Source organism: Sporosarcina ureilytica (assembly GCF_001753205.1).
Lineage (GTDB): Bacteria > Bacillota > Bacilli > Bacillales_A > Planococcaceae > Sporosarcina > Sporosarcina ureilytica.
On the sequence record NZ_CP017560.1, the window covers coordinates 264,405 to 285,898 of the forward strand.

General features: G+C 36.8%; 23 protein-coding genes and 1 pseudogene. 15 read left to right on the top strand and 9 right to left on the bottom strand.

Annotated features, from left to right (window positions below; genetic code table 11):
• Nucleotides 1-48: 48 nt before the first annotated feature.
• From BI350_RS01305 to rlmH, 3 genes are all read left to right on the top strand, one after another.
• The gene (locus tag BI350_RS01305; protein ID WP_281181726.1) at nt 49-1,230 is read left to right on the top strand and encodes a S1C family serine protease; all 1,182 of its coding nucleotides are present in this window, start codon (nt 49-51) and stop codon (nt 1,228-1,230) included.
• A gap of 156 nt (nt 1,231-1,386) precedes the next feature.
• Entirely contained in the window at nt 1,387-1,551 is a 165-nt protein-coding gene (locus BI350_RS01310; protein WP_075526482.1) for a CxxH/CxxC protein, read from the top strand.
• 79 nt (nt 1,552-1,630) lie between these two features.
• Nucleotides 1,631-2,110 carry a 23S rRNA (pseudouridine(1915)-N(3))-methyltransferase RlmH gene (rlmH, locus tag BI350_RS01315; protein WP_075526483.1) on the top strand — a complete coding sequence of 160 codons (480 nt, stop codon included), beginning with the start codon at nt 1,631-1,633 and terminating at the stop codon, nt 2,108-2,110.
• A 92-nt stretch (nt 2,111-2,202) separates the two neighbouring features.
• Here rlmH and BI350_RS01320 read toward each other — a convergent pair whose 3' ends face one another.
• The 3 genes from BI350_RS01320 to BI350_RS17385 form a co-directional block, all read right to left on the bottom strand.
• Entirely contained in the window at nt 2,203-3,384 is a 1,182-nt protein-coding gene (locus BI350_RS01320; RefSeq protein ID WP_075526484.1) for a peptidase, read from the bottom strand.
• 159 nt (nt 3,385-3,543) lie between these two features.
• Complete coding sequence (locus tag BI350_RS01325; protein ID WP_075526485.1) at nt 3,544-4,698, bottom strand: HD-GYP domain-containing protein; 1,155 nt, start codon at nt 4,696-4,698, stop codon at nt 3,544-3,546.
• A 67-nt stretch (nt 4,699-4,765) separates the two neighbouring features.
• Nucleotides 4,766-4,948 carry a diguanylate cyclase domain-containing protein gene (locus tag BI350_RS17385; protein ID WP_082295146.1) on the bottom strand — a complete coding sequence of 61 codons (183 nt, stop codon included), beginning with the start codon at nt 4,946-4,948 and terminating at the stop codon, nt 4,766-4,768.
• Between the two features lie 390 nt (nt 4,949-5,338).
• Here BI350_RS17385 and splB point away from each other — a divergent pair, with 390 nt between their 5' ends.
• Nucleotides 5,339-6,367 carry a spore photoproduct lyase gene (splB, locus tag BI350_RS01330; protein ID WP_075526486.1) on the top strand — a complete coding sequence of 343 codons (1,029 nt, stop codon included), beginning with the start codon at nt 5,339-5,341 and terminating at the stop codon, nt 6,365-6,367.
• A gap of 107 nt (nt 6,368-6,474) precedes the next feature.
• Nucleotides 6,475-6,795, top strand: coding sequence for a DUF378 domain-containing protein (locus BI350_RS01335; protein WP_075526487.1), 321 nt, complete (start codon nt 6,475-6,477; stop codon nt 6,793-6,795).
• Between the two features lie 90 nt (nt 6,796-6,885).
• Here the strand turns inward: BI350_RS01335 and BI350_RS01340 are convergent, their stop codons facing one another.
• Nucleotides 6,886-7,422, bottom strand: a complete 537-nt coding sequence (locus tag BI350_RS01340) for a DUF6143 family protein (protein ID WP_245698284.1) — start codon at nt 7,420-7,422, stop codon at nt 6,886-6,888.
• Nucleotides 7,423-7,571: 149 nt separating this feature from the next.
• Here BI350_RS01340 and BI350_RS01345 point away from each other — a divergent pair, with 149 nt between their 5' ends.
• From BI350_RS01345 to BI350_RS16800, 6 genes and pseudogenes are all read left to right on the top strand, one after another.
• Nucleotides 7,572-9,467, top strand: a complete 1,896-nt coding sequence (locus BI350_RS01345) for an alkyl/aryl-sulfatase (protein WP_075526488.1) — start codon at nt 7,572-7,574, stop codon at nt 9,465-9,467.
• A 274-nt stretch (nt 9,468-9,741) separates the two neighbouring features.
• Nucleotides 9,742-11,511 carry a DUF4153 domain-containing protein gene (locus BI350_RS01350; RefSeq protein ID WP_245698285.1) on the top strand — a complete coding sequence of 590 codons (1,770 nt, stop codon included), beginning with the start codon at nt 9,742-9,744 and terminating at the stop codon, nt 11,509-11,511.
• A 320-nt stretch (nt 11,512-11,831) separates the two neighbouring features.
• A complete protein-coding gene (locus BI350_RS01355; RefSeq protein WP_075526489.1) occupies nt 11,832-13,076 on the top strand; it encodes an L-lactate MFS transporter in 1,245 nt (414 codons plus the stop codon).
• A gap of 189 nt (nt 13,077-13,265) precedes the next feature.
• Nucleotides 13,266-13,733, top strand: coding sequence for a spermidine/spermine N(1)-acetyltransferase (paiA, locus tag BI350_RS01360; protein WP_075526490.1), 468 nt, complete (start codon nt 13,266-13,268; stop codon nt 13,731-13,733).
• 92 nt (nt 13,734-13,825) lie between these two features.
• Nucleotides 13,826-15,153 (top strand): IS3 family transposase gene (locus BI350_RS16565; RefSeq protein WP_155767450.1). Its coding sequence is split into 2 segments (ribosomal slippage): nt 13,826-14,204 and nt 14,204-15,153, totalling 1,329 coding nucleotides; the frame shifts between segments, so codons are not numbered across the junction.
• 40 nt (nt 15,154-15,193) lie between these two features.
• Nucleotides 15,194-15,277, top strand: a pseudogene (locus BI350_RS16800) (GNAT family N-acetyltransferase); the annotation flags it as partial.
• Nucleotides 15,278-15,511: 234 nt separating this feature from the next.
• Here the strand turns inward: BI350_RS16800 and BI350_RS01375 are convergent.
• Both BI350_RS01375 and BI350_RS01380 read right to left on the bottom strand, forming a co-directional pair.
• A complete protein-coding gene (locus BI350_RS01375) occupies nt 15,512-16,183 on the bottom strand; it encodes a DNA alkylation repair protein (RefSeq protein WP_075526493.1) in 672 nt (223 codons plus the stop codon).
• Between the two features lie 244 nt (nt 16,184-16,427).
• Entirely contained in the window at nt 16,428-16,640 is a 213-nt protein-coding gene (locus BI350_RS01380) for an amphi-Trp domain-containing protein (RefSeq protein ID WP_075526494.1), read from the bottom strand.
• Between the two features lie 181 nt (nt 16,641-16,821).
• Here BI350_RS01380 and BI350_RS01385 point away from each other — a divergent pair, with 181 nt between their 5' ends.
• Nucleotides 16,822-17,439, top strand: a complete 618-nt coding sequence (locus BI350_RS01385; protein ID WP_075526495.1) for an NUDIX hydrolase — start codon at nt 16,822-16,824, stop codon at nt 17,437-17,439.
• A gap of 79 nt (nt 17,440-17,518) precedes the next feature.
• Here BI350_RS01385 and BI350_RS17010 read toward each other — a convergent pair whose 3' ends face one another.
• Nucleotides 17,519-17,680 carry a hypothetical protein gene (locus BI350_RS17010; RefSeq protein ID WP_168157238.1) on the bottom strand — a complete coding sequence of 54 codons (162 nt, stop codon included), beginning with the start codon at nt 17,678-17,680 and terminating at the stop codon, nt 17,519-17,521.
• A gap of 153 nt (nt 17,681-17,833) precedes the next feature.
• Between BI350_RS17010 and aes the strand changes: the two genes are divergently transcribed.
• Both aes and BI350_RS01395 read left to right on the top strand, forming a co-directional pair.
• A complete protein-coding gene (aes, locus tag BI350_RS01390) occupies nt 17,834-18,802 on the top strand; it encodes an acetyl esterase (protein WP_075526496.1) in 969 nt (322 codons plus the stop codon).
• A 44-nt stretch (nt 18,803-18,846) separates the two neighbouring features.
• Nucleotides 18,847-19,626 carry a nucleotidyltransferase domain-containing protein gene (locus BI350_RS01395; RefSeq protein WP_075526497.1) on the top strand — a complete coding sequence of 260 codons (780 nt, stop codon included), beginning with the start codon at nt 18,847-18,849 and terminating at the stop codon, nt 19,624-19,626.
• An 81-nt stretch (nt 19,627-19,707) separates the two neighbouring features.
• On the opposite strand, the gene BI350_RS01400 is transcribed toward BI350_RS01395, so the two are convergent.
• Both BI350_RS01400 and pgeF read right to left on the bottom strand, forming a co-directional pair.
• Nucleotides 19,708-20,142: a GNAT family N-acetyltransferase gene (locus tag BI350_RS01400; RefSeq protein ID WP_075529184.1), complete on the bottom strand. Its 435-nt coding sequence runs from the start codon at nt 20,140-20,142 to the stop codon at nt 19,708-19,710.
• Between the two features lie 52 nt (nt 20,143-20,194).
• Complete coding sequence (gene pgeF / locus BI350_RS01405; protein WP_075526498.1) at nt 20,195-20,959, bottom strand: peptidoglycan editing factor PgeF; 765 nt, start codon at nt 20,957-20,959, stop codon at nt 20,195-20,197.
• Between the two features lie 204 nt (nt 20,960-21,163).
• Here pgeF and BI350_RS17390 point away from each other — a divergent pair, with 204 nt between their 5' ends.
• Nucleotides 21,164-21,484, top strand: coding sequence for a transposase (locus BI350_RS17390; protein WP_075526275.1), 321 nt, complete (start codon nt 21,164-21,166; stop codon nt 21,482-21,484).
• Nucleotides 21,485-21,494 lie beyond the last annotated feature (10 nt).

Here is a 21,494-nt window from a genome sequence, read left to right on the forward strand (position 1 = left end):
AATTTAACATAGAACAGGGTAAAATAGAGGGGAGAAAGGATGAAGCAAATGGATGAATTAAAACCAATACCTCGAAAGCGAAAACCAAATCAGACCGGTGCTTTTTTAGCGGGGATCATCGGAGTCATAATTGGTGCATTATTGGTCTGGATTTTAACACCTACAGATAAACTACCGCAAAATAATTCTGTCTTAAATAACGATAAGCAGCCATCACAACAAGAACAGGTCAACTTTGATATTCATACAGATATAACAGACATCGTTGACCAAGTTGCGAATACAGTCGTTGGCGTGACGAACTTACAAACTGTAAAGGATATATGGTCATCTGACGAGATGACGAGGGAAACGGGGACAGGTTCAGGCGTCATTTACAAAAAAGAAAATGGGAAAGCTTATATTGTATCCAATCATCACGTCGTAGAGAATGCGGAAATACTTGAAATTACGTTCGATGACGGAACAAAAGCTGAAGGGCGCCTCGTCGGAAGTGATATGTGGACAGATTTAGCTGTGATTGAAATTGATGATGATTCAGTTGAAAATGTCGCTGCATTTGGCAATTCGGATTTATTGAAACGTGGTGAAACGGTCATCGCAATTGGAAACCCACTTGGACTTGGTTTTTCAGGTTCCGTTACAGTAGGTGTTGTATCTGGAAAAGACCGTTCAATTCCAATTGATTTTAACCATGACGGGCGAGTAGATTGGCACGCAGATGTTCTTCAAACAGATGCGGCTATTAATCCAGGCAACTCGGGAGGTGCGTTGATTAATCTTGCGGGCGAATTAATTGGAATAAATTCAATGAAAATCTCCCAAGAAACAGTTGAAGGAATTGGACTTGCGATTCCAATTAACTTAGCTGCACCGATTATTGATAAACTTGAAAGATATGGAGAAGTTGTCCGTCCAACAATGGGCGTAACGCTTATTGATTTATCCAGCATTCCCGCACAACAACAGGTCGTTTTAAACTTACCAAATGACGTAAAAGAAGGCGTAGTTGTCAATGAAATTGTGCCAAACTCACCAGCGGATGTTGCAGGAGTTAAACGTTATGATGTTGTCATTGAAATGGATGGAGAAAGAATTACAGATATGATAACGTTAAGAAAGCATTTATATAATGAAAAAGAAGTTGGCGATACGATGACAATGAAAGTTTATCGTGAAGGAAAATTAGTAGAAATCAATATGACTTTAGAAGACGGCACGACGTTCTAAAAATCGACAAAGAAAAACTTATCAACAGATGGGCGGAATAGCAAAAGCTGTAGCTATTCTGCCTATTTTATTGTTTGTTTATTGTGGATTGTGGACAATTATTAGAAAATGTGAATAACTCTGTGTAGCGTAAAATCTATAAAGGAGGATAAAAAAGTGAAATTATATAGCTGTGAAACCCATATAGATCAAGTGCTAGAGGAGTTTATCCAAAAAGAGGAAAGGTTTCCTACGATGAAATATTTAGAAAAAGGAGAAAAGCTATCCACAACTTGTTCACAGTGTAAAATGCAGGCTTTGTATCTTGTGGCGAACGGATAATCGGGCACAACATGTAGATAAGTATTGTGGATATGTGTATAAATTTTGTTTATAATGACGAAAAAAGGGTGGATAAGTTGTGAACATTACAATTGTAACGGTTGGGAAAATTAAAGATAAGTATTTAAAAATGGGACTTGCTGAATTTGAAAAACGCTTGAAACCATATGCAAAAATGAATGTAGTTGAAGTCGCAGATGAAAAAGCACCGGAATCATTAAGTCAAGCTGATATGGAAATCGTGAAAGAAAAAGAAGCCCAGCGTATTTTGGCGAAAATCGGGGCGGATGCACATGTCATCGCACTTGCGATTGAAGGGAAGATGAAAACATCAGAACAACTTGCTGCAGACATAGAATCTTTGATGACGTACGGAAAAAGTAAAATATGTTTTGTTATCGGCGGTTCACTTGGTTTACATGAATCCGTTTATAAACGGGCGAATGAACTCTTGTCGTTCTCAAAAATGACATTTCCGCATCAGTTGATGAAATTAATATTGATGGAGCAAGTGTATCGGGCATTTAAGATAATGAAGAATGAACCGTATCATAAATAGAGGTATCCAGTGGAAGTTCGAAATGAAAAAGCTAACAAAAAGTTAAAGAGCATTCTCTTTACTTTTTGTTAGCTTGGTGGCTACGGGTCGTCTTATTTCACCATCCGTGCCTTTATTTTAGCGTACAAGAGTAAAATTAGTAAAAGGACGGTTTGTCCAAGAAAAGCTATGGCATCCCAAAAAGCAGTTGGAGTTGTAGACCAGAATAAGTTAGAAAAGACTTGTGAATAAGCATAATAAGCCTGTGGTAGAAAGTAAAAGACAATTAGACAAAGCGTTAACAGAATTCCAACGATATAAAATACGCTATACAAACGAACAATCCTTTGCTCTCCATCAAATACTTCAGTATCACTAGAATTACTTCTCAAAAATGGCAACCATCTGCTTAAAAACTGCTTTCCACTTTCCATTAAGTTATAACAACCTGTAATATTTTCCACGAAGTAGTAGACGTCTGTTTTCATATAAAAACAGCATTGGTACAAGGTTTTTATAAAAATATCCAAAACGACGATTCCTAAGATACCGATTAATATAGAATTCGCTTCTGGATAGAGAAGTTGTATCGATAATGCGATTAAGACAAAAATTTGTTCAAAAGACATGCCGGCAAAATATAGGATATTTCTTTGTCTTGGTGCCAACTTCCAAGCTGCAGTTAAGTCAGTTTCAAAAACGACAAATATCAGTCTGTTCCCAATACCTAATTTAGCAGGTAAATCATAGGATCGGATAGCCAAAATATGTCCGAATTCATGAATGATGATGAATACGAGGGAAATAAGCATGTAGGTGATGATATTGAGCATCATCGAATCAAATAAAAAGATATCTTGATAATGAGGGAATAATCCAGGATTCCGTACGATAAGTGAAATATTAATCAAAAATAAAACGAGATAAATCTTATTTGTCATCCCATTGAAAAAGAAACGTCCAACAGAAGAGGGAATCCATGTAAATCCATCTAAAGCTTGCGTTTCTTTTTTTTGAGTCACTATTTCTCCGTCTACCTCTTGAACAAGACCTAATTCGATGAGCTGTTTTCCAAATTCAATCATGTCTACTGTTTCATCCGGATATTTTTCCCGCAACTCTATTTCGATGTCACCTAATGTTTGACCTTCATTGATGCTATGTATCGCATCAATACAAACCTTTGGCATTTCAAAAAAATCACCGGAAACTGGTTCTTCTACGATATAATTCTTCTGATCTTTTCGAATGGATAAAGGGTACAACGTGAATTTTGATTGTAACGTTAAATCCAAATCTAGCACCACCGCTCTTTAAAAATGAAAATAGGATGCTAATTTATTAGCATCCTATTTTGTAGTGTTACTTAGCCTTTTGGAAACATGAAACACCACCAGCATGTTACTTTAACTTTCTTAAGTTTACGGATTTTCATATTTGTTTCCCTCCTTTATTTAATGATCTTTACAATATTGTTTAGAGATTGTCATCCAATCTGGGTACACTTGTGTAAAAACTTCTACCAATGTAGGATCGAATTGGGATCCGCTACCATCAATGATTCGTTTGTAAGCTTCTTCAAAAGGAAGCGCTGGTCGATAAGACCTTGTGGAAGTCATCGCATCGAAGGCATCTGCAATCGCTGTAATTCTAGCAACAAGAGGGATTTCCTCTCCCGCAAGTCCATCTGGATATCCTTTTCCGTCCCATCTTTCATGATGATGATAAACGACAGCAATATTATCAGCAATGCCTTCTACATCTTCAATAGCTTTAGCGCCTACAACTGGGTGGGTTTTAACAATTTCATATTCTTCATCTACCAGTTTACCAGACTTTGTCAAAATGGCATCAGGAATATTCACTTTACCTATGTCATGTAATAAACATGCATAATAAAAGCTATTTAATTCGGACTCTTTTACTTTGCCCGTTGCTTTTGCAAGACTCATCGCATATTCCGCCACTCGCTCACTATGCCCACGCGTATAAGGGTCTTTTAATTCTAATGTTGCAATAACGCCTTTAACAATTCCTTCTAACTGTTTATTATAAGAGTCTTTTAGTGCCTTAACATAGATTAATATGCGGTGAAGAAGGATATAGGCAATTATAGCTAATACGATGTTGAGAATAACAGGAAATAATATGATAGGATCTGGTACGAATATTCCTACCAATATGTATTTTAGGATTAATCCCCATGTAACGAGATAAAAAAATCGTTTATTAATAAAAATAGGCGCAAAAAGTATAATAACCAACTCTACTAGGTTACCACTAGCATAGGAATCCGTACTACCAAAGTAATAATAAATATCCGTTACTAGGTTTGTAACTAAAAAAGTAATGACAACAATATATTTTACCTTTTCAGGTTTTCCCTTTTTAAAGTAATAGATAGCAACCGGAATAAGGCAAATGATAACTAAATGTTTAATAAAACTTAAATAATACCAAACTGCATCTGGTAACACATCCGCTATCCATGGCAATAAAGGAAACACTTTAAAATAAAAAATATCATATAAAAAAAACACAATATAAAATAACCATAGAAATAAAACTGTAGCTTTTTTTTCTTCTTGTAATAAAGATATATTCTTCATTTTTCAACCCCACTAAGCATAAATCGCTTGTCTGAAAGAATCTCCGCTATAGGATGGTGTAACTGTCTCATGATAAACTAACTTCCTTCATAATAGATTTTACTTTATACATTATTTTATCGGCAATTGATAATAAATCTGAATTGTTTTGTCCATCTTGTAGATAAATGGAATAGCCGATAGATAATGTGACCTCTTGTTTTATAGATTCTCCGTAATTATTTAACTCATTTTTAATTGTATCATTAATTTGGTAGGTTAGATTTTAAGAATTTAATATTCCGATTTCTTTAATTTCAACGGTCAGCTCTTTTAAACCATTTTTAAAAATACATATATACATGTCTGCGATTCTTTTGCGCGATCAAATCGTTCATGTCATATGACATAAACTGGACCGTGTTCCTGATATAGTATACTTTTTTTCGGTCCTTTAGGCAATGTGAGGCACGAGACTTGGCGTGGTAAATCCGTTCAGAATCAAGCAAATGGAGGCTTGCCGTTCTCCAAATTAATAAATCCTCATCCAAGAGGACCCTAAATTTAGTCTGTTCTCATAATTTCTCGCGTCTGAGACAAGCTATATAAAAAGAGAAAGGTGATTGAATGGATAATAATTATAGGTTAGGTAGTTCACGATATGAATAAACCCTTCATGCCGCGTCTTGTTTATTTTGAGCCAAATGCACTTGAATATCCGCTTGGTCAGGAACTGAAGGAAAAGTTCGATAAACTGGGGATTGAAACGCGATTTACGACTTCGCATAATCAAGTTCGCAATTTACCGGGTGATACAGACGCTCAGAAGTATCGAATTGCCAAGACCACCTTAGTCGTAGGTATACGCAAAACGTTAAAATTCGATACGTCCAAGCCTTCAGCCGAATATGCAATCCCGCTTGCAACAGGGTGTATGGGGCATTGCCATTATTGTTATTTGCAAACAACGATGGGCAGTAAACCATATGTAAGAACTTATGTAAACGTGGAAGAAATTTTAAATGCAGCAGATCAATACATCGAAGAACGTGCACCTGAGATTACCCGTTTCGAAGCTGCTTGTACATCTGATATTGTCGGAATTGACCATTTGACGCATTCATTAAAAAGAACGATTGAACATATCGGACAAACAGAACTGGGTAGGTTACGATTTGTGACGAAATTCCATTTTGTCGACCATTTACTGGATGCCAAGCACAATGGTAATACACGTTTTAGGTTTAGCGTAAACGCTGATTACGTCATTAAGAACTTTGAACCCGGCACTTCTCCTTTAGATAAAAGAATTGAGGCTGCAGGGAAAGTTGCAAGAGCGGGCTATCCACTAGGCTTTATCGTTGCCCCCATTTATCTTCATGAAGGCTGGGAAGAAGGTTACCGACACTTGTTCGAGCGTCTTGACGAAGAGTTACCCCAAGACGCACGAGAGGATATTACATTTGAATTCATTCAACATCGGTTTACAAAGCCTGCGAAAAGAGTGATTGAAAAGAATTACCCGAAGACAAAGTTGGAGTTAGATGAAGAAAAAAGACGTTATAAATGGGGGAAGTACGGAATTGGGAAATATATTTACCAAAAGGACGAAGAGGATGAAATAAAGTCTCATCTATATGGATATATGGAAAAATATTTCCCGAATGCGAAATTGGAGTATTTTACTTGATCAAAAAAAATGTATTAAAAAGCAGTTTTGGTAAAAGATATGTAAGAACCAATACAATTGTAAAATATTGATTCGATTACTGACTAATCGAAGGAGGAGTGAATGTTATGAGTGGACTTTTACGGTTTGCGCTAGCGCTAGTTATCATAGGTGCGCTTAACTGGGGGTTGATTGGCTTTTTCCAGTTTGATTTAGTGGCATCATTATTTGGCGGACAAGACGCATTTTTGTCAAGGGTGGTCTATGGTCTTGTCGGGTTAAGTGGCCTAGTATGTCTGCGGCTGTTATTTAAACATGATGAAGAAACTGATACGGTTTCCGAACGACGACGTATGGGTAATCCTAATTTAGGTACAGAATTCGGTGAGGAGCCGGATTTTGAGAAAAAGCAGGACGCTGAATCAAAAAAGAAAAACCGTCGCATGTAAGAGATCATCCATAATGATAAAACCTGAGCCCAGTAATTAGGCTCAGGTTTTTGATTGGCGATACATAGCTGATGATTGTAGGAAATACGATTACCATGTATTTTTTTCAAACCAACCGAACGCAACTTCTGATTTAATAACCTCATTACTAGATGAAGTTAAAAAAACTACAAATGCCCCGCATGACGGGAAAATAAATTTTCCATCTTCATCACTCGCTAAAGTACTTTGTGGCGGAACAATTCTTTTAAATGAATTGACTCCTTTTACCGGAAAACTGTTAACAAGTTCTGCAAATGCAACCTTTACTTTTGGTTCTGGAAGTGGACAAAGGGCTGTGTTTGCAGGTGTCACTTTGTCTGAAAACATTCTTTTTCCTAGAGGGGAAGGATTAAACCAAATTTCAGCTACGATAGGTTGATCAGAATGATTTGTAATGGTAAACGCATTTACAAATAAATCTACATTTGAATGAGAAGGGTTAATTAATCCTCCCCAAGCATGTTTGCCATTTCCTAAACGAATCGTTTCTGTTTGTCCCACAAAATATTGTCCTTGTAAAGATTGATACAAAGGGTTAGGTATGTTAACGGATTTATTAAGTCGGTCATGATTAAACATTGACATACGATGATCACACTCCTTTCTACAGTTTATGTCGAGTGGAATAGTACGTTTGGACAATTACTTTTAAATTTCACTTAGGTTATTATGGTGAATCAGCCAAAGCATGTTTATTTATAAGGGGGCATAAGTTGTAGTTGGAGGTGTCTCTTATGAATTCTTATAAGGGTGACTTAAGAAAAAATGCAACGTGGCGTACAAGTTTAATGAATCTAGAAACTTATAAAAAAATGAGTAGTAAGCATATAGAAAATGAAAATAATTTGGCATTAGCAGGTATGCTCGTTAAGGTAGTGCCTGTCACTAAAAAGGCCGATGCTTTAATTCCTGTTTGGGATTTAAGACAGTACGCATTTTTAAATAAACAATATATCCCATACACGGTAAATCCAAAGCTTTGGGTTCAAGGCAACCTCAATTTAAATGCGGGGCTTTATAAAGTTACGGAAAATATTTATCAGGTTAGAGGCTTTGACCTTGCTAATATGACTTTTATTAGAGGGAAATCAGGATGGATTATCGTAGACTGTCTTGGTGCGAAAGAAACCGCTGAGGCTGCCATCCAATTTGTAACGGATTATTTTGGAGAGATTCCAGTGAGTGCGGTAATTATTACACATTCCCATGAAGATCATTACGGAGGGATTTTAGGTGTTCTAAATCATTTCTCGCATGAAAATGTTAAAATTTATGCGCCAAAAAACTTTATCAATGCCGCATTAGAAGAGAATGTAAATGTCGGTGTTGCGATGTCTCGTCGCGGTATTTATATGTACGGCGTCGAATTGCCACGGGATGAGAAAGGGCAGATTGATAACGGCATTGGGAAAGGCCAATCGATTGGCACTGTGACCTTTACAAATAACATTGAAGAAATAACGGAACAATATGTAGAAAAAGTTATTGATGGTGTAACTTTCGAATTTCAATTAGCGATGGACACGGAAGCACCTTCAGAGATGTTAATTTATATACCAAGTGAACAATCCTTATGTATTGCTGAGCTTTGTACTGCAACGATTCATAATTTATTAACCCCGCGGGGTGCTAAAATTAGAGACCCGATTGCTTGGGCAAAAGCAATCCAAAATGCAATCGATTTATGGGGCGGAACTTTGACATCTGTATTTGGCGTACACAATTGGCCGAGATTTGGAAACGCGCTTTGTCTCGACTATCTTGAGAAACAAAGAGACATCTATCAGTACTTAAATGACCAAACTTTAAGATTAATGAATAGCGGTTATACGATTGAAGAAGTCGGAAGGACAATTAAGTTACCGCAAAGTTTGACAGATGAATGGTACAACAGTCAATTTTATGGAACAATCATTCATAATGCAAAAGCAGTTTATCAAAAGTATTTAGGCTGGTACGACGGAAATCCGGTGAATCTCAATAAGTTGCTCCCAGAAGAATCAGCAAAAAAGTATGTTGAATATATGGGAGGGGCAAGTCAAATTTTAAAGAAAGCTAGGCAATCTTTTGCGGCGGGTGAGTATCAATGGGTTGCAGAAGTGACAAAGCACGTGATTTATGCGGAACCAAAGAATAGTGAGGCGAAACTTCTCTGTGCAGATGCTTTAGAGCAATTAGGATATATTGCTGAATCGGGCCCTTGGAGAAATGAGTATTTAATGGGTGCGCAAGAATTGCGTTACGGTGTTATTCCTGTTGAGGGGGCGTTTATTTCCAATGATGTATTAAATAATATGCCTCTGGGGGATATCATTTATTTACTTAGCATTCGAATAAATGGCGTAAAAGCTGGAGACTTATATTATAAAATGAATTTTATTATATCAGACAGAAACGAAACTGCCTCGACTGAGGTAAAACGAGGGATATTTAGATACTTGAACGATAAACAGGAAGAAGATGCGGATGTTACTGTTACAATGTCAAAAGAGGTGTTATATGAACTAGCGACAACGAATAAACAACCAAATCCATCAGAGGTGATTGTAGAAGGAGATATAATGAAATGGCATTTATTTTTATTGCTGCAAGAACCTTTAAATCATAACTTTCCTATAATGACGCCTTAATTTCAATAAGTTTCTATTATGGGTGAGCGTGAATCAAATTGAGTCGAACGAAAGATAAGTAAAAATAGCACAAACGGGTACATTATTGGTGACGCCGTTGTATAATGAAACAGCAATGCATTCTCTATTTAAATTAGGGATGAATCGCTGTTTTTATATTTTATATTTCACAGCGATTGAAAATTGATTGTCAATAAAGTCTAAAGTAAAATAGATATATATATAGGGGAATGTAAAGGAAAGCAGGGTGATGGTAATGAAGGGGATTCAGCGTTTGCGTCATAAGTTAGAAGGACTTCTTAAAGCTGTTGATAGGTATCCGGTGACAACTATTTTTCTTTTCGCGACAGCAGTAGTGAATATGTTTTGGATTAATAGTTCAACAGGAGATTATTCAACTTTTACGTTTACGTTTATTGTTGGTGCGCTTTTAAGTGCGGTAGGCCAGCAATTATATGAACGCTTTTTTACAAAAAAGAGCGAGCGTATGCTATTTATGCTTGGGGCTGTCCTATTAGCAGGCTGTTATTACTTGGTCATGCACTCGGCTTCAATATTTAGTATGGAGAACGGTATTAAAACAGCTGTAACGATATTTGCCTTATTCATGGCATTTATATGGGTGCCGACGATTAAAAGTAAAGTTACTTTTAATGAAAGTTTTTTGTCAGCATTTAAAGCATTTTTTATAACTGTTCTCTTTTCGGTAGTCATTGCTGGTGGTATAAGCGCCATTATTTTTACAATTGATCACCTACTTGTCAACGTAAGCTATAATGTCGTGCCTCATGCTTTAAATTTAGTTTTTACATTGTTTTCTCCAATCTTCTTTCTATCCTTCACGCCGCCTTTTCCAGGTAAAAAGGACGTAAATCAGACAGCGGATGAAAGAACATCCCAAGAAGAAGCAATAAAGAAGGCGACCAGTTACCCAAAGAACTTAAGTATTTTAATTTCGTATATTATCATACCGTTGACAGCGGTTTACACAATCATCCTGTTATTTTATGTGCTTAGCAATATTAGTGGTGAATTTTGGACCCAAAACCTGTTAGAACCGCTACTGGTTTCCTATGCAATTACAGTCATTTTTGTGTATATACTTGCGAGTATGCTTGAAAATAAATTTGCGGTCATGTTTAGAAGGATTTTTCCGAAGGTCTTAGTGCCGATTGTGCTTTTTCAAGTGGTGTCCTCAGTATTAAAAATACAAGAAGTAGGAATTACGCATGGACGTTATTATGTCATCTTATTTGGTCTATTTGCAGTTATTACAGGGCTAGTATTTAGCTTTCTTTCGATTAAAAAGAACGGCATCATTGCCGCCGTACTAATCATTTTATCCATCGTCTCTATTACACCGCCTATTGATGCCTTTACAGTAAGCCGTGTAAATCAAACGAATCTGCTTGAAAAAGTTCTTTTAGAAAATAACATGCTTGAGGGAAATTCAATTGTTCCGAATGCAACGGTTTCTAATGAGGATAAGAGAATAATCACACGGACGGTTAATTATTTAAATAGCATTAATGATATAGATAAAGTAGCGTGGCTTCCGGCCAACGTAGTACTTTTCGATAATTTTCAAAAGACGTTTGGTTTTGAGCAAATGTATGAGCAGCAATCACATGGAGGCGTTTATCAATACGCCCACTTAGATTGGGATCAGAATCCAGTCGTGAATATTGATGATATGGATCTTATGATTCATCTTTCCACGTACAGCGGAAGCCAGTTGATTCCACTAGAAATAGGAGAAAGAAATTTTCAACTTAAGCTGCAGCAAGGCGCAAAATTTTCTACTGTCACGATTGTTGATGAAGGTGATAGGGAAGTCATTCAATTCAATACAAAGGAACTTGTAGAGCATATATTAGCGGATAACGAGGGAAATTCCGGAAATAAAGGACCGTCGTTAACGGTGGAGCAAGCTACATTTAACATCGAAAATGACGAAGTGAAAGTAAGTGTTTTAGCTAATTCAGTTGATTATTATGACGCCCAATATCAGGCCGACTTTTATCTATTCTTGAAAATCAAATAAAGAAAGATTATTCATAGCCAGCTTATAGCTGGCTTTTTTGAGGTTGATGATTATTGCAATGTTTACTTCCACATGTTCAGCGCCTAAAAAATTATTGACACTATTTACTATTCGTCTTATAGTAAATAGTGAAATCGTTCACAAGGAACTTATTTTTGAAATACTTTTTTAAAAAGTTAGGAAATCAAATGCCAAAAGAAATTACAGCTGCATAGGCGGCAGGGTTAATAGAAGACGGCGATACAGTTGTAGCAAGTGAGTTTGTATGTTTATATGTATGACTATTTTACTGACTGCTACAAGAGGAAAGGAAGTTTCACATGAATATTCAATTGAATCGCTGGAGAGTTTTAATTGCCTCAACAATTATCAATCTCTGTGTTGGTGCAGTATATGCGTTCAGTATTTTTGCACTCCCATTAACAGAAGTACTTGATGCTTCTATAAGTGAAATTATGATAGCTTTTACAATTAACGCAGCACTTTTTCCGATCCCAATGATTCTCGGAGGTAAATTAGTCGATAAAGGCTACGCAAAGATTGCCATCATGCTAGGTGGTTCCTTATTTGGGGTTGGTTTTGTTTTATCTGGTTTAGTGACAGCTACGTGGATGCTCTATATTACTTACGGTATCATAGGCGGCTTGGGCCAAGGAATGGTTTACTCTGCAACGATTGGAAATTCCGTAAAACTATTTCCAGATAAAAAAGGATTGGCAACAGGTATCGTAACAGCCGGATATGGCGGTGGCGCGATTTTGATTGCACCAATTGCTAACGCATTAATTTCAAGTAAGGGCGTTCAACCGACATTAATGACTCTTGGTGTTACATTCTTAGTGATCATTCTAAGCTTTAGTTTATTAGTAAAAGCATGCCCAGTTGGTTATACACCACAGGGATGGACGCCACCAGGAGGCAATAAAGGTAGTAGTATTAATATTCCTTGGAATGAAATGGTTAAAAAACCAATCTTTTATGTGATTATTAGTATGTTCTGTATTGGTGCCTTATCCGGAATGATGATCACTTCTAACGCATCTGTCATTGGACAGACGATGTTTGGGTTATCAGCGGCAACAGCAGCATTGTATGTCAGCTTGTATTCGCTTAGCAATTGTCTTGGCCGTGTTTTTTGGGGAGCAGTATCCGATAAAATTGGACGCACCAAATGCTTAATGATTATCTACGTGGTCATTGCTGCGATGATGTTGACGATTGCTACAGCGACTTCAGTTACTGGATTCGTAGTGGCGATAATTGGAATTGGATTATGTTTTGGCGGGACAATGGGCATATTTCCATCTATCGTAAGTGAGAAATTTGGGATGAAGTATTATGGTGTCAATTACGGGATTACCTTTATCGGTTATTCAGGCGCCGCATTTTTCGGACCTAGAATTGCTAATAGTGTTGCAGCACAAAATGATGGCATGTTCACGAATGCTTTCTATATTGCATTGGTCATTTCTTTAGTTGGTTTGCTTTTAACATTTGTTTTTAAAGCAATGGAAAATAAAAAACAAGCAGTAAGTTTAAGTGCAACGGAAAGTGTAATAAATTAATAGGTATTCAGTGTTCAAGGCGGCATCACTTAAATTGTCTTGAGAACTACAAAACTAGGGGCAAAGAAATAAATAAGGTCATTACGTTTTAAGTGGGTATTGAAAAGGTTTATATTTTCAATACCCGCTTTTTTGATACAATTAATAGGGGGAGTGACAATATATTTTATTCAAAGGGGACAAGGTGAAATGGTCATAAGTATTAAACAGTGTAGCCAAAGCGATTTGTATAAATTACAGGAGATTAGTTATGAAACATTTGACGAGACTTTTAGAGAGCAGAATTCGCCTGAAAATATGAATGCTTATTTGGAAAAAGCATTTAATCTAAACCAGTTGGAAAATGAATTATCTACTCCTCATTCACAATTCTTTTTTATTTATGTAAATAGCGATATTGCTGGATATTTAAAAGTGAATACGAATGATGCACAGTCTGAAGACATGGGGAATGCGTCACTTGAAATTGAAAGAATTTATATAAAGAAGCAATTTCAAGGACTTGGACTTGGAAAACAGTTATTCAATCAGGCAATAGAAATCGCTTTGGAACAAAATAAGCAGTCAGTTTGGTTAGGTGTATGGGAAAAAAATGAACATGCAATTGCTTTTTATGAAAAGGTAGGGTTTGTCCAGACTGAACTGAACCCCGAATAGTGGACACTTTAAAAAAAGTGACCTATTCGGGGTTTTTTCTGTTTTAAAAACCCGTTATACTAAAAAAAATACTTAGAACGGGAGATTTTCGAATGAGTAAAATAATTTTCAACGAAATTCAAAGAAAGCAACTAGAATCAAATCCAAATGTCGCCTCTGTATCAGATCGTGCCATTCAATATAATGCGGAATTTAAAATACGTGCCGTCAAAAAAAATATGAACGGTAAGGGACCGACTCAGATTTTCATGGAGAATGGATTTAACTTGGATGTGATTGGAGCTAAAAAAGCCCAATCGGCAATAAGTCGTTGGAAAAACACTTATAAAACATTGGGGGAACAAGGTTTTTTAGAAGAGCGTCGGGGGAAAGGCGGCACAGGTCGCCCTTCCACAAAAGATATATCATCTGAGAAGAAATTAGAAAAAGCTGAAGCCCGTATAAAGTATTTAGAAGCTGAATTAGAATTACTAAAAAAGCTAGAGGAACTCGAAAGGCAGGTGAAGAAGTAATTTTAGCACCCCGCGAAAAATACGCATTGATTAACGAGGTCATTCGGAAATATCAACTAAAGAATATGACGCGTTACCTTTGTGCTTTAACAGGTGTAAGTAGAAGTGGATACTATGCCTGGCTTCAAAATTCGGAGAAACATGCGATTCGTGAAGAGCAAGATTATCAAGATTATTTATTACTAAGATGCATTTATGATGCATTCAAAGGGAAAATTGGGTATCGAGGACTTTACATGGCATTGGAAGAACTAGTGGTGACACCGATGAATCACAAAAAGATTCTCCGCTTAATGAGAAAGTATAATTTCTTTGCGAAAGTGCGTCGAGCAAACCCATATAAATATATTGCGAAAGCAACACAGGCACATCGTACGGTTCCTAACCATTTGAATCGAGCATTCAATCAAGATGAGCCCGGAAAAGTATATTTAACTGATATTACTTATTTACAGTACCGTAATGGTCAAACAGCTTATTTATCTTGTATCAAAGATGTAGCAACCAGGGAAATCGTCGCTTATGAACTTTCGACTAGCTTGAAAATGGGATTGGTTTATCGCACATTAGATAAATTAGAAGAGACATTAGACGGAAATATTCACCCAGAAGCAATGATCCATTCAGATCAAGGTGTCCATTATACACATCCAGAGTATCAAGGACGCGTTAAGAAAATAGGCTTACTTCAGTCGATGTCACGTCGAGGAAACTGTTTAGATAACGCACCAATGGAGTCTTTCTTTGGGCATTTTAAAGATGAAGTAGATTATGAGGAAGCATGTAATTTACGTGAATTAAGGGAAATGATAGACGAATACTTGGAGCATTATAATACGACGCGCAAACAATGGACGTTAAAAAAGATGACTCCGGCACAATACCGAAGTCACCTAATTGCAGCCTAGACTGTAAAAAGTCCTTTTTATTAAACTGTCCGTAAATAAGGGTTCAGTTCAGACAGGTGCACACTCATTTCATATGGGGGATGAAGAACAAATTGACTGGATTATGACGAAACAGCTTTTATAATGTGTGCTCATTGCAATACAAGTGATATCGGTTGATGCAATTGATAGGAAAGCCCGTCATAAAAAAGAAAAACACATCAAAAAAAGTAACGGGTTCGGTTGATGGGGAGAATAGTGCACTTAACAACGTAAATAACAGGTTAATCAACATATATTTCAAAAGTGAATTAGCTATAAAAAAACAAGTAAAAACGCTCAGAATCTGAGCGTTTTTTGGCGAAATATTTTACTATCTTTATTGAACTTTATTTCGTTTGTTAACTTCAATCGTAATGAACTCCGGCAAATAGCTGGGAGTACATCCTTTTGATACTATTTCATCTTTGTAAAGACCCGTTTTCTCACCAAGTTTAATACAACGTGCGCGATTCTTTTCATCATAAACGCCTATCCAGCCTGCGGTGAAATTCATAGCCCATTGAACTTCCGGTTCTTCCTGCGTAATATTAGCTTCTATTGCAGATAGCAAGTCTGCGGTGTTATCAGGCGGTGTTTGTCCAGTCCATCTCAATCGCCCTTGATAATACCAGAAAGCTCGCCTTTGAAGAGCAGAAGGGCTATTTTCCCATGACTCCATCAATGTAATTTTCTTCTTGTCTTTGGTGAGCTGATTAGCCATTAACCAATCCATTAAGTTATTTCGCTCATCAAAAGGGTGAGTCTGCATATCCTTATCAAGCTTATTTAGCACATCTTGTGAAAGAAGTTTTTTGTCCATAATTAAGATTGCTAATAGTCTGGGCAAAAACTCTTCGGTTGACCAAAGTTCCATAGCTAGTTCGTGATCTTTCTTAATGTCCTTCGCGATTTTTCGTAAGTCGCCTAGCTTAGTTTTACTATTGATCTGAGAGAGAATGTTTTCTGCTTTTGAAGAACGTTTTATTTCAATACATTTATTTTCATTCATTATATACAACTCCTTTCTTAAAGCACTGTTTCATAATATGTCCTTAATGGTAAATATCAAGAACTTAATTTCGTTATATCTTATTGCAATGATGTGCCTCCAAAGTTTACCTTTTTTAATATTGTAGCATATTTCGTATTAATGCTTTCTCCACCTATAATAGAAGAGCAACCATCTTTAATATAAATTACTTATACAGAAGTTATGCTTTGCTTCAAGTCTGGGGGCAGGAGGTGGTTTAGGTTTAAACCGTACAATGAATTTCTACTTTTATTTCCAATTCAACGGTTGAGGATGGTTTAATTTCAATCGTTTGTCCGTTATGCGTAAGTGTGAAAGAACCTTCTTCTTTTAGCTTCTTCGCAATTGTTTCAAAATACGTGGCGGCATTTTCCAAGGACATTTTTTCTTCAAAATCCACAAGTACTTCTTTTCTACGATTTTCACTATTTGTCAAAGAACGCACCCCCCAGTTTATGATCTACCTTTATTGTAAGCCATCTATTTTGAAAAATCATAATAATTTAAATAGTATTTTCATACTTTTGAAGAATGAGCAATTAGGATTCTCTTATTCTTTATAGAATAGTTTACAAGTGATACGATAAAATTACTAATACTGAAGTGAGGAGAAGTCTGTGTTCTTAGATAAACTGAAGGACAGGTTGAATGAAAAGCAATCTCAATTTATAGGGGAGGAGACGGCTTTTCGTTCGGCCGTTTTAATTCCGTTAGTTCAAGTAAACGGCGAATGGCATATTCTTTTTGAAGTGCGTGCTTTTACAATGCGCAAACAGCCAGGAGATATTAGTTTTCCGGGCGGTAAAATTGATTTGACAGACCCTACACCGCTAGCGGCGGCTTTACGAGAAACGCATGAGGAATTAGGCGTTAATCCCGAAACCGTTACAGTTATAGAGGAATTAAGCCCATATATTGCATCTCCTACATTTGTCATTTATCCATTTGTGGCAGTGATTGATTACAATGAAATTATTCCTAATTATAATAAAGAAGAGGTTGAAGAAGTATTTACAATCCCTTTGAAATGGTTGCTGAATTATGAGCCTTACATGCATTTGGTTTCTGTACAACCAACACCCGCATCTGATTTTCCTTTTGAGAAGATCGTGAATGGTGCCGATTATGAATGGGGGACTCGTGCAATTGAAGAGTGGTTTTACGATTTCGAGGATTATACAATTTGGGGAATAACCGCTAGGATTTTGAAGCATTTTATTGAGTGTGTAGAATGAGTAACTTATTATCCAACATAGTGTGCCTAATCACGCCTTGATGAAAATTCAGGTGATAGGCACGCTAGTTGCTTGGAAATTATTTTTTCTCCTCTACAGACGAGAGAATTACCACTTCATAGCCGTATTTTCTTCTAATGACTTTTCTTGCGCTAACAGGAGTTCTTGCTCTAACACGCTTAATTTGCTTTTCTCCGTTTAGCGCTACTTCCACTAGGAAACATTTTGAACCACATATCATATCAAATGCCTCATTTCGTTTTAAAACCTTATCCTCATTGTAGAATACCTTTCCTTCCTTGAGAAATCTTCTGCATGTATATACATATAACCTTAAAAGGACATGCTAAATAAGGAATCTAATGACCAATCATTGTAAGAATGGAGAATTAAGATGAATAAATTGAACGTTTATGAAATGATGACGCCTGAAATGGTTGAAACATTAAATATCCAAAATAAACTTGTTGGCGATGCGTTTTCGACAGATGTCACTTACGAAAAAATGCGTGAAAACTATATGAATGAAAGAAAGTATTGGAACGAGGGTGGCCCCGAACCAAAGCGGACAGTTAATTTACACATAGAGGGACCGCACGGGGTGATTCCAATTCGCATGCATTATCCGGAAAAAAGAATTGGCAAAGGTGTAATCATTTATATCCACGGGGGCGGTTTTACTGTAGGAAATCTCGACACGCACAGTAAGATTATGCGCTTACTCATGGCGGAGACTGGAGCAGTTGTCGTTGGAATCGACTATCGATTAGCGCCGGAATATAAATACCCTACCCAAGTAGAAGAATGTGTCTTCTTAGTTGAATGGTTACGGAGTCACGCGGAGAAGTATGGAATCAATCAAGATGATATTGCCCTCGCCGGTGATTCGGCAGGCGCTAATTTATGTTTAGCGACAGCCTTGTATATAAGAGACCGACAGAAAGATACCTCTTTCATACGTTCTTTACTTCTTTATTATGGAACGTATGGGCTTACAGACTCGATGTCGATGCGTCTACTTGGCGGGGACTACGATGGATTAAGTAGAGAAGATTTGAATGCCTACATAAAAATGTATATTGGAGAAGAAAAACAAGATTTACGTTATTTTGATTGCTTTTCAAATGATTTAACGGAAGGACTTCCGCCTTGCTATATTGCTTACGGAGATTTAGATCCACTTCAAGATGACAGTAAATTACTGTATGATATTTTAAATACTCATGGACAAAAAGCAGTGTTGGAAGAATTTAAAGGGGTCATTCATTCATTTTTACACCATTCTAGTATCGTCCCGGAAGCAAAAGAAGCGATACAAAGTGGGGCGAGTTTTTATAAATCTCTAGAAACTACGAATGAATAATTTATGTTTAGCACGCACGCTCAAGAAGAGAAAGGTGTTGTGGAATGAATGAATTGATTCGGAAGAAAATAATAGAAATAGAAGTCAGGTTTCAAGTGAAAATCTTGTATGCGGTCGAATCAGGTAGTCGAGCATGGGGGATTCATTCAAATGATAGCGATTATGATGTTCGATTCATATACATTCATCAACCTAATTGGTATCTTTCCATTGATCGGCAAGGGGTAGGTGCAAAGAGAGATGTGATTGAATTACCCATTAACGATATATTGGACATAAGCGGTTGGGAAATCACAAAAGCATTGCGTCTTTTTAGGAAAAGTAATCCGACTTTACTCGAATGGTTGAGAAGCGATAACATATATCGTCAAAATTCTTCACTTGCTACTCAATTACGTGTACTGGAGCCGGAAACTTTCAACCCAACTGCGAGTTTACACCACTATTTAAATATGGCCAAAAACAATTATCGACTATATCTGCAAAAATCGGAAATCAAAAACTGCCTTTACGCAATCCGCTCGATATTAGCTTGTAAATGGATTGAGGAGAACAAAACACCACCGCCAATTCGGTTTAATGATTTAGTTGAAGCTTCCGTTCCTAAAGGACAATTTAGGAATATAATTGAACATTTAGCAGAACGGAAAATGGCAGGAAATGAATCGGAAAAGGAAGTCAGCATTTCGATCATGAATGAGTGCTTAGAAAGCGAAATATCACGTATTGAAACTTATATTCAAACTGTGTTTGTCGAAGTTGAAGACTCAACGAAAAAGTTAGATGAATTATTTCGTAATGTATTAAAGGAAGTATACCAGTAAGACTGCCCATAAATTAATTGTAAATGTCCATAAAAAGTGGAAGTCAACACAAGATTGACTTCCATTTTTTTTAGCGAATCCTTACGCTAATACTTTCTTCATTAACACATGGGGAATCCCATCTTCCATAAATACCGGCGATCCAGTTTCATAACCGAGTTTATGGTAAAAACCTTCTGCATGGGTTTGTCCGTGTAATTTTACTCGTTCGATTCCATTCTCTTTTGCAATTTCTTCTAACGCGCCAATAATCGCTTTTCCAAGTCCCAATGAACGATAATTTTCTAGGATAGATATTCTCTCTAACTTACCGAAATCATCGACCCACCGAACGCGCCCAGTACCTACAGGTGTATCATTATGATAAACGAGGACATGTTCACACGGTGCACTTAGTTTATCAAATTCATCATATTCATCGGCTAGCGGAACGCCTTGTTCTTCAACGAAGACGGCTTTACGAATGGTAAAGGCGGTTGTTAACTCATCTTCTGATGTTATTTTGTCGATTCTCATTTTCTCATCCCGTTTCTTGATTACTAGTTGGTCATGTATAGCCCAGTTCTCGTTATTCATTTTCCCTCATCATAAAGCTTAAATGTCTGCCACATTTTTTATCTTGTCGATATGAAAATCCTTCTTCATTGACGAATGTACATGTACGGTCTACGAAGATTTGGTCGGTCGGAATGCCTGCCAATTCACATTGTTTCTTAACAACGAGCTGATTATCGATGTGATATTTATTCGTTTCTTTATTAAAGTACATAAATACATCTGCATACCCAAGGTCTTTAAATTTCGTATAGACATCTTCATCTACTTCAAACTTTTCCTGACTAAGTGCCATCCCGATTTGGACATGAACTTTTTCTAATTGACATTTTTCTTCAGTTTTCAAGTGTTGGAAAAGCTTCAATGTGATTTCTTTTATAGTTCCTTGCCATCCGGAATGAATGACGCCAATTAATCCATTCGTTTCATGGTAAAACATCACCGGTACACAGTCTGCTGTGAAACTACATAGGATAATATTCGGTTCATATGTGTACAGGGCATCCGTGTTAGGTATGGCCGTGTCTAATTCGTGAGCACCGCGCCCTTTATCTTCGTTTGTGACACGATAGAAATTTGCGCTATGGGTTTGATTTGCACTTACAAAATCCGAGAGTGGCACGCCTAAAAAATTTGCTAGTTGCTGACGGTTTTCCAGCACTACATCAGCTTGCTGACAAGTATGGAGTGCCATATTGTTCAGTTCAGGTACACTATCGTTCTTTAACGTAGTCCCGGCAAGCACGTTTGAGTTGGTAAAGTACTTTTTGATTTTCAATGTCATCACCTACATGTAATATACAACAAGAAAATGTAAAATGATACGATTTTTTTCTGGTTACTTACGTGGTTAGCGGCGGATTTTGAAGGTTGCAACGTATAGCTGGAAGTACACAATGGGCTAACCCAAATTCTTGGGACAATATAAAACAACATCAAAGTGTTACACTAGTAAAAAGCGATAACGTCGGGGGTTTTTATATTGAAAAGAAACAGATATTCAAGTGAAGTTAAATGGGCTGTTGTGAAAGATAAATTAAGTGGTAACTTTACAGATAAAGAGATTTTAGAGAGGCATGGAATCAAAAATAGAGCGCAAATTGCAAGCTGGATGAAGTGGTATAAAAACAATGAAACTTATCGCTTTGATCAACCAATCGGCCAACAGTATGCCTATGGTTTTCGTTATGATTTCAAGAATGGACAAGAGAGACAAGATCATCAGCTATCTCAATTGAAAATGGAGAATGAAGTGCTAAAAAAGTATTTAGAGATAAAAAGGGGGTTGGAAAAGAAGAGGTAATTAGAACTGT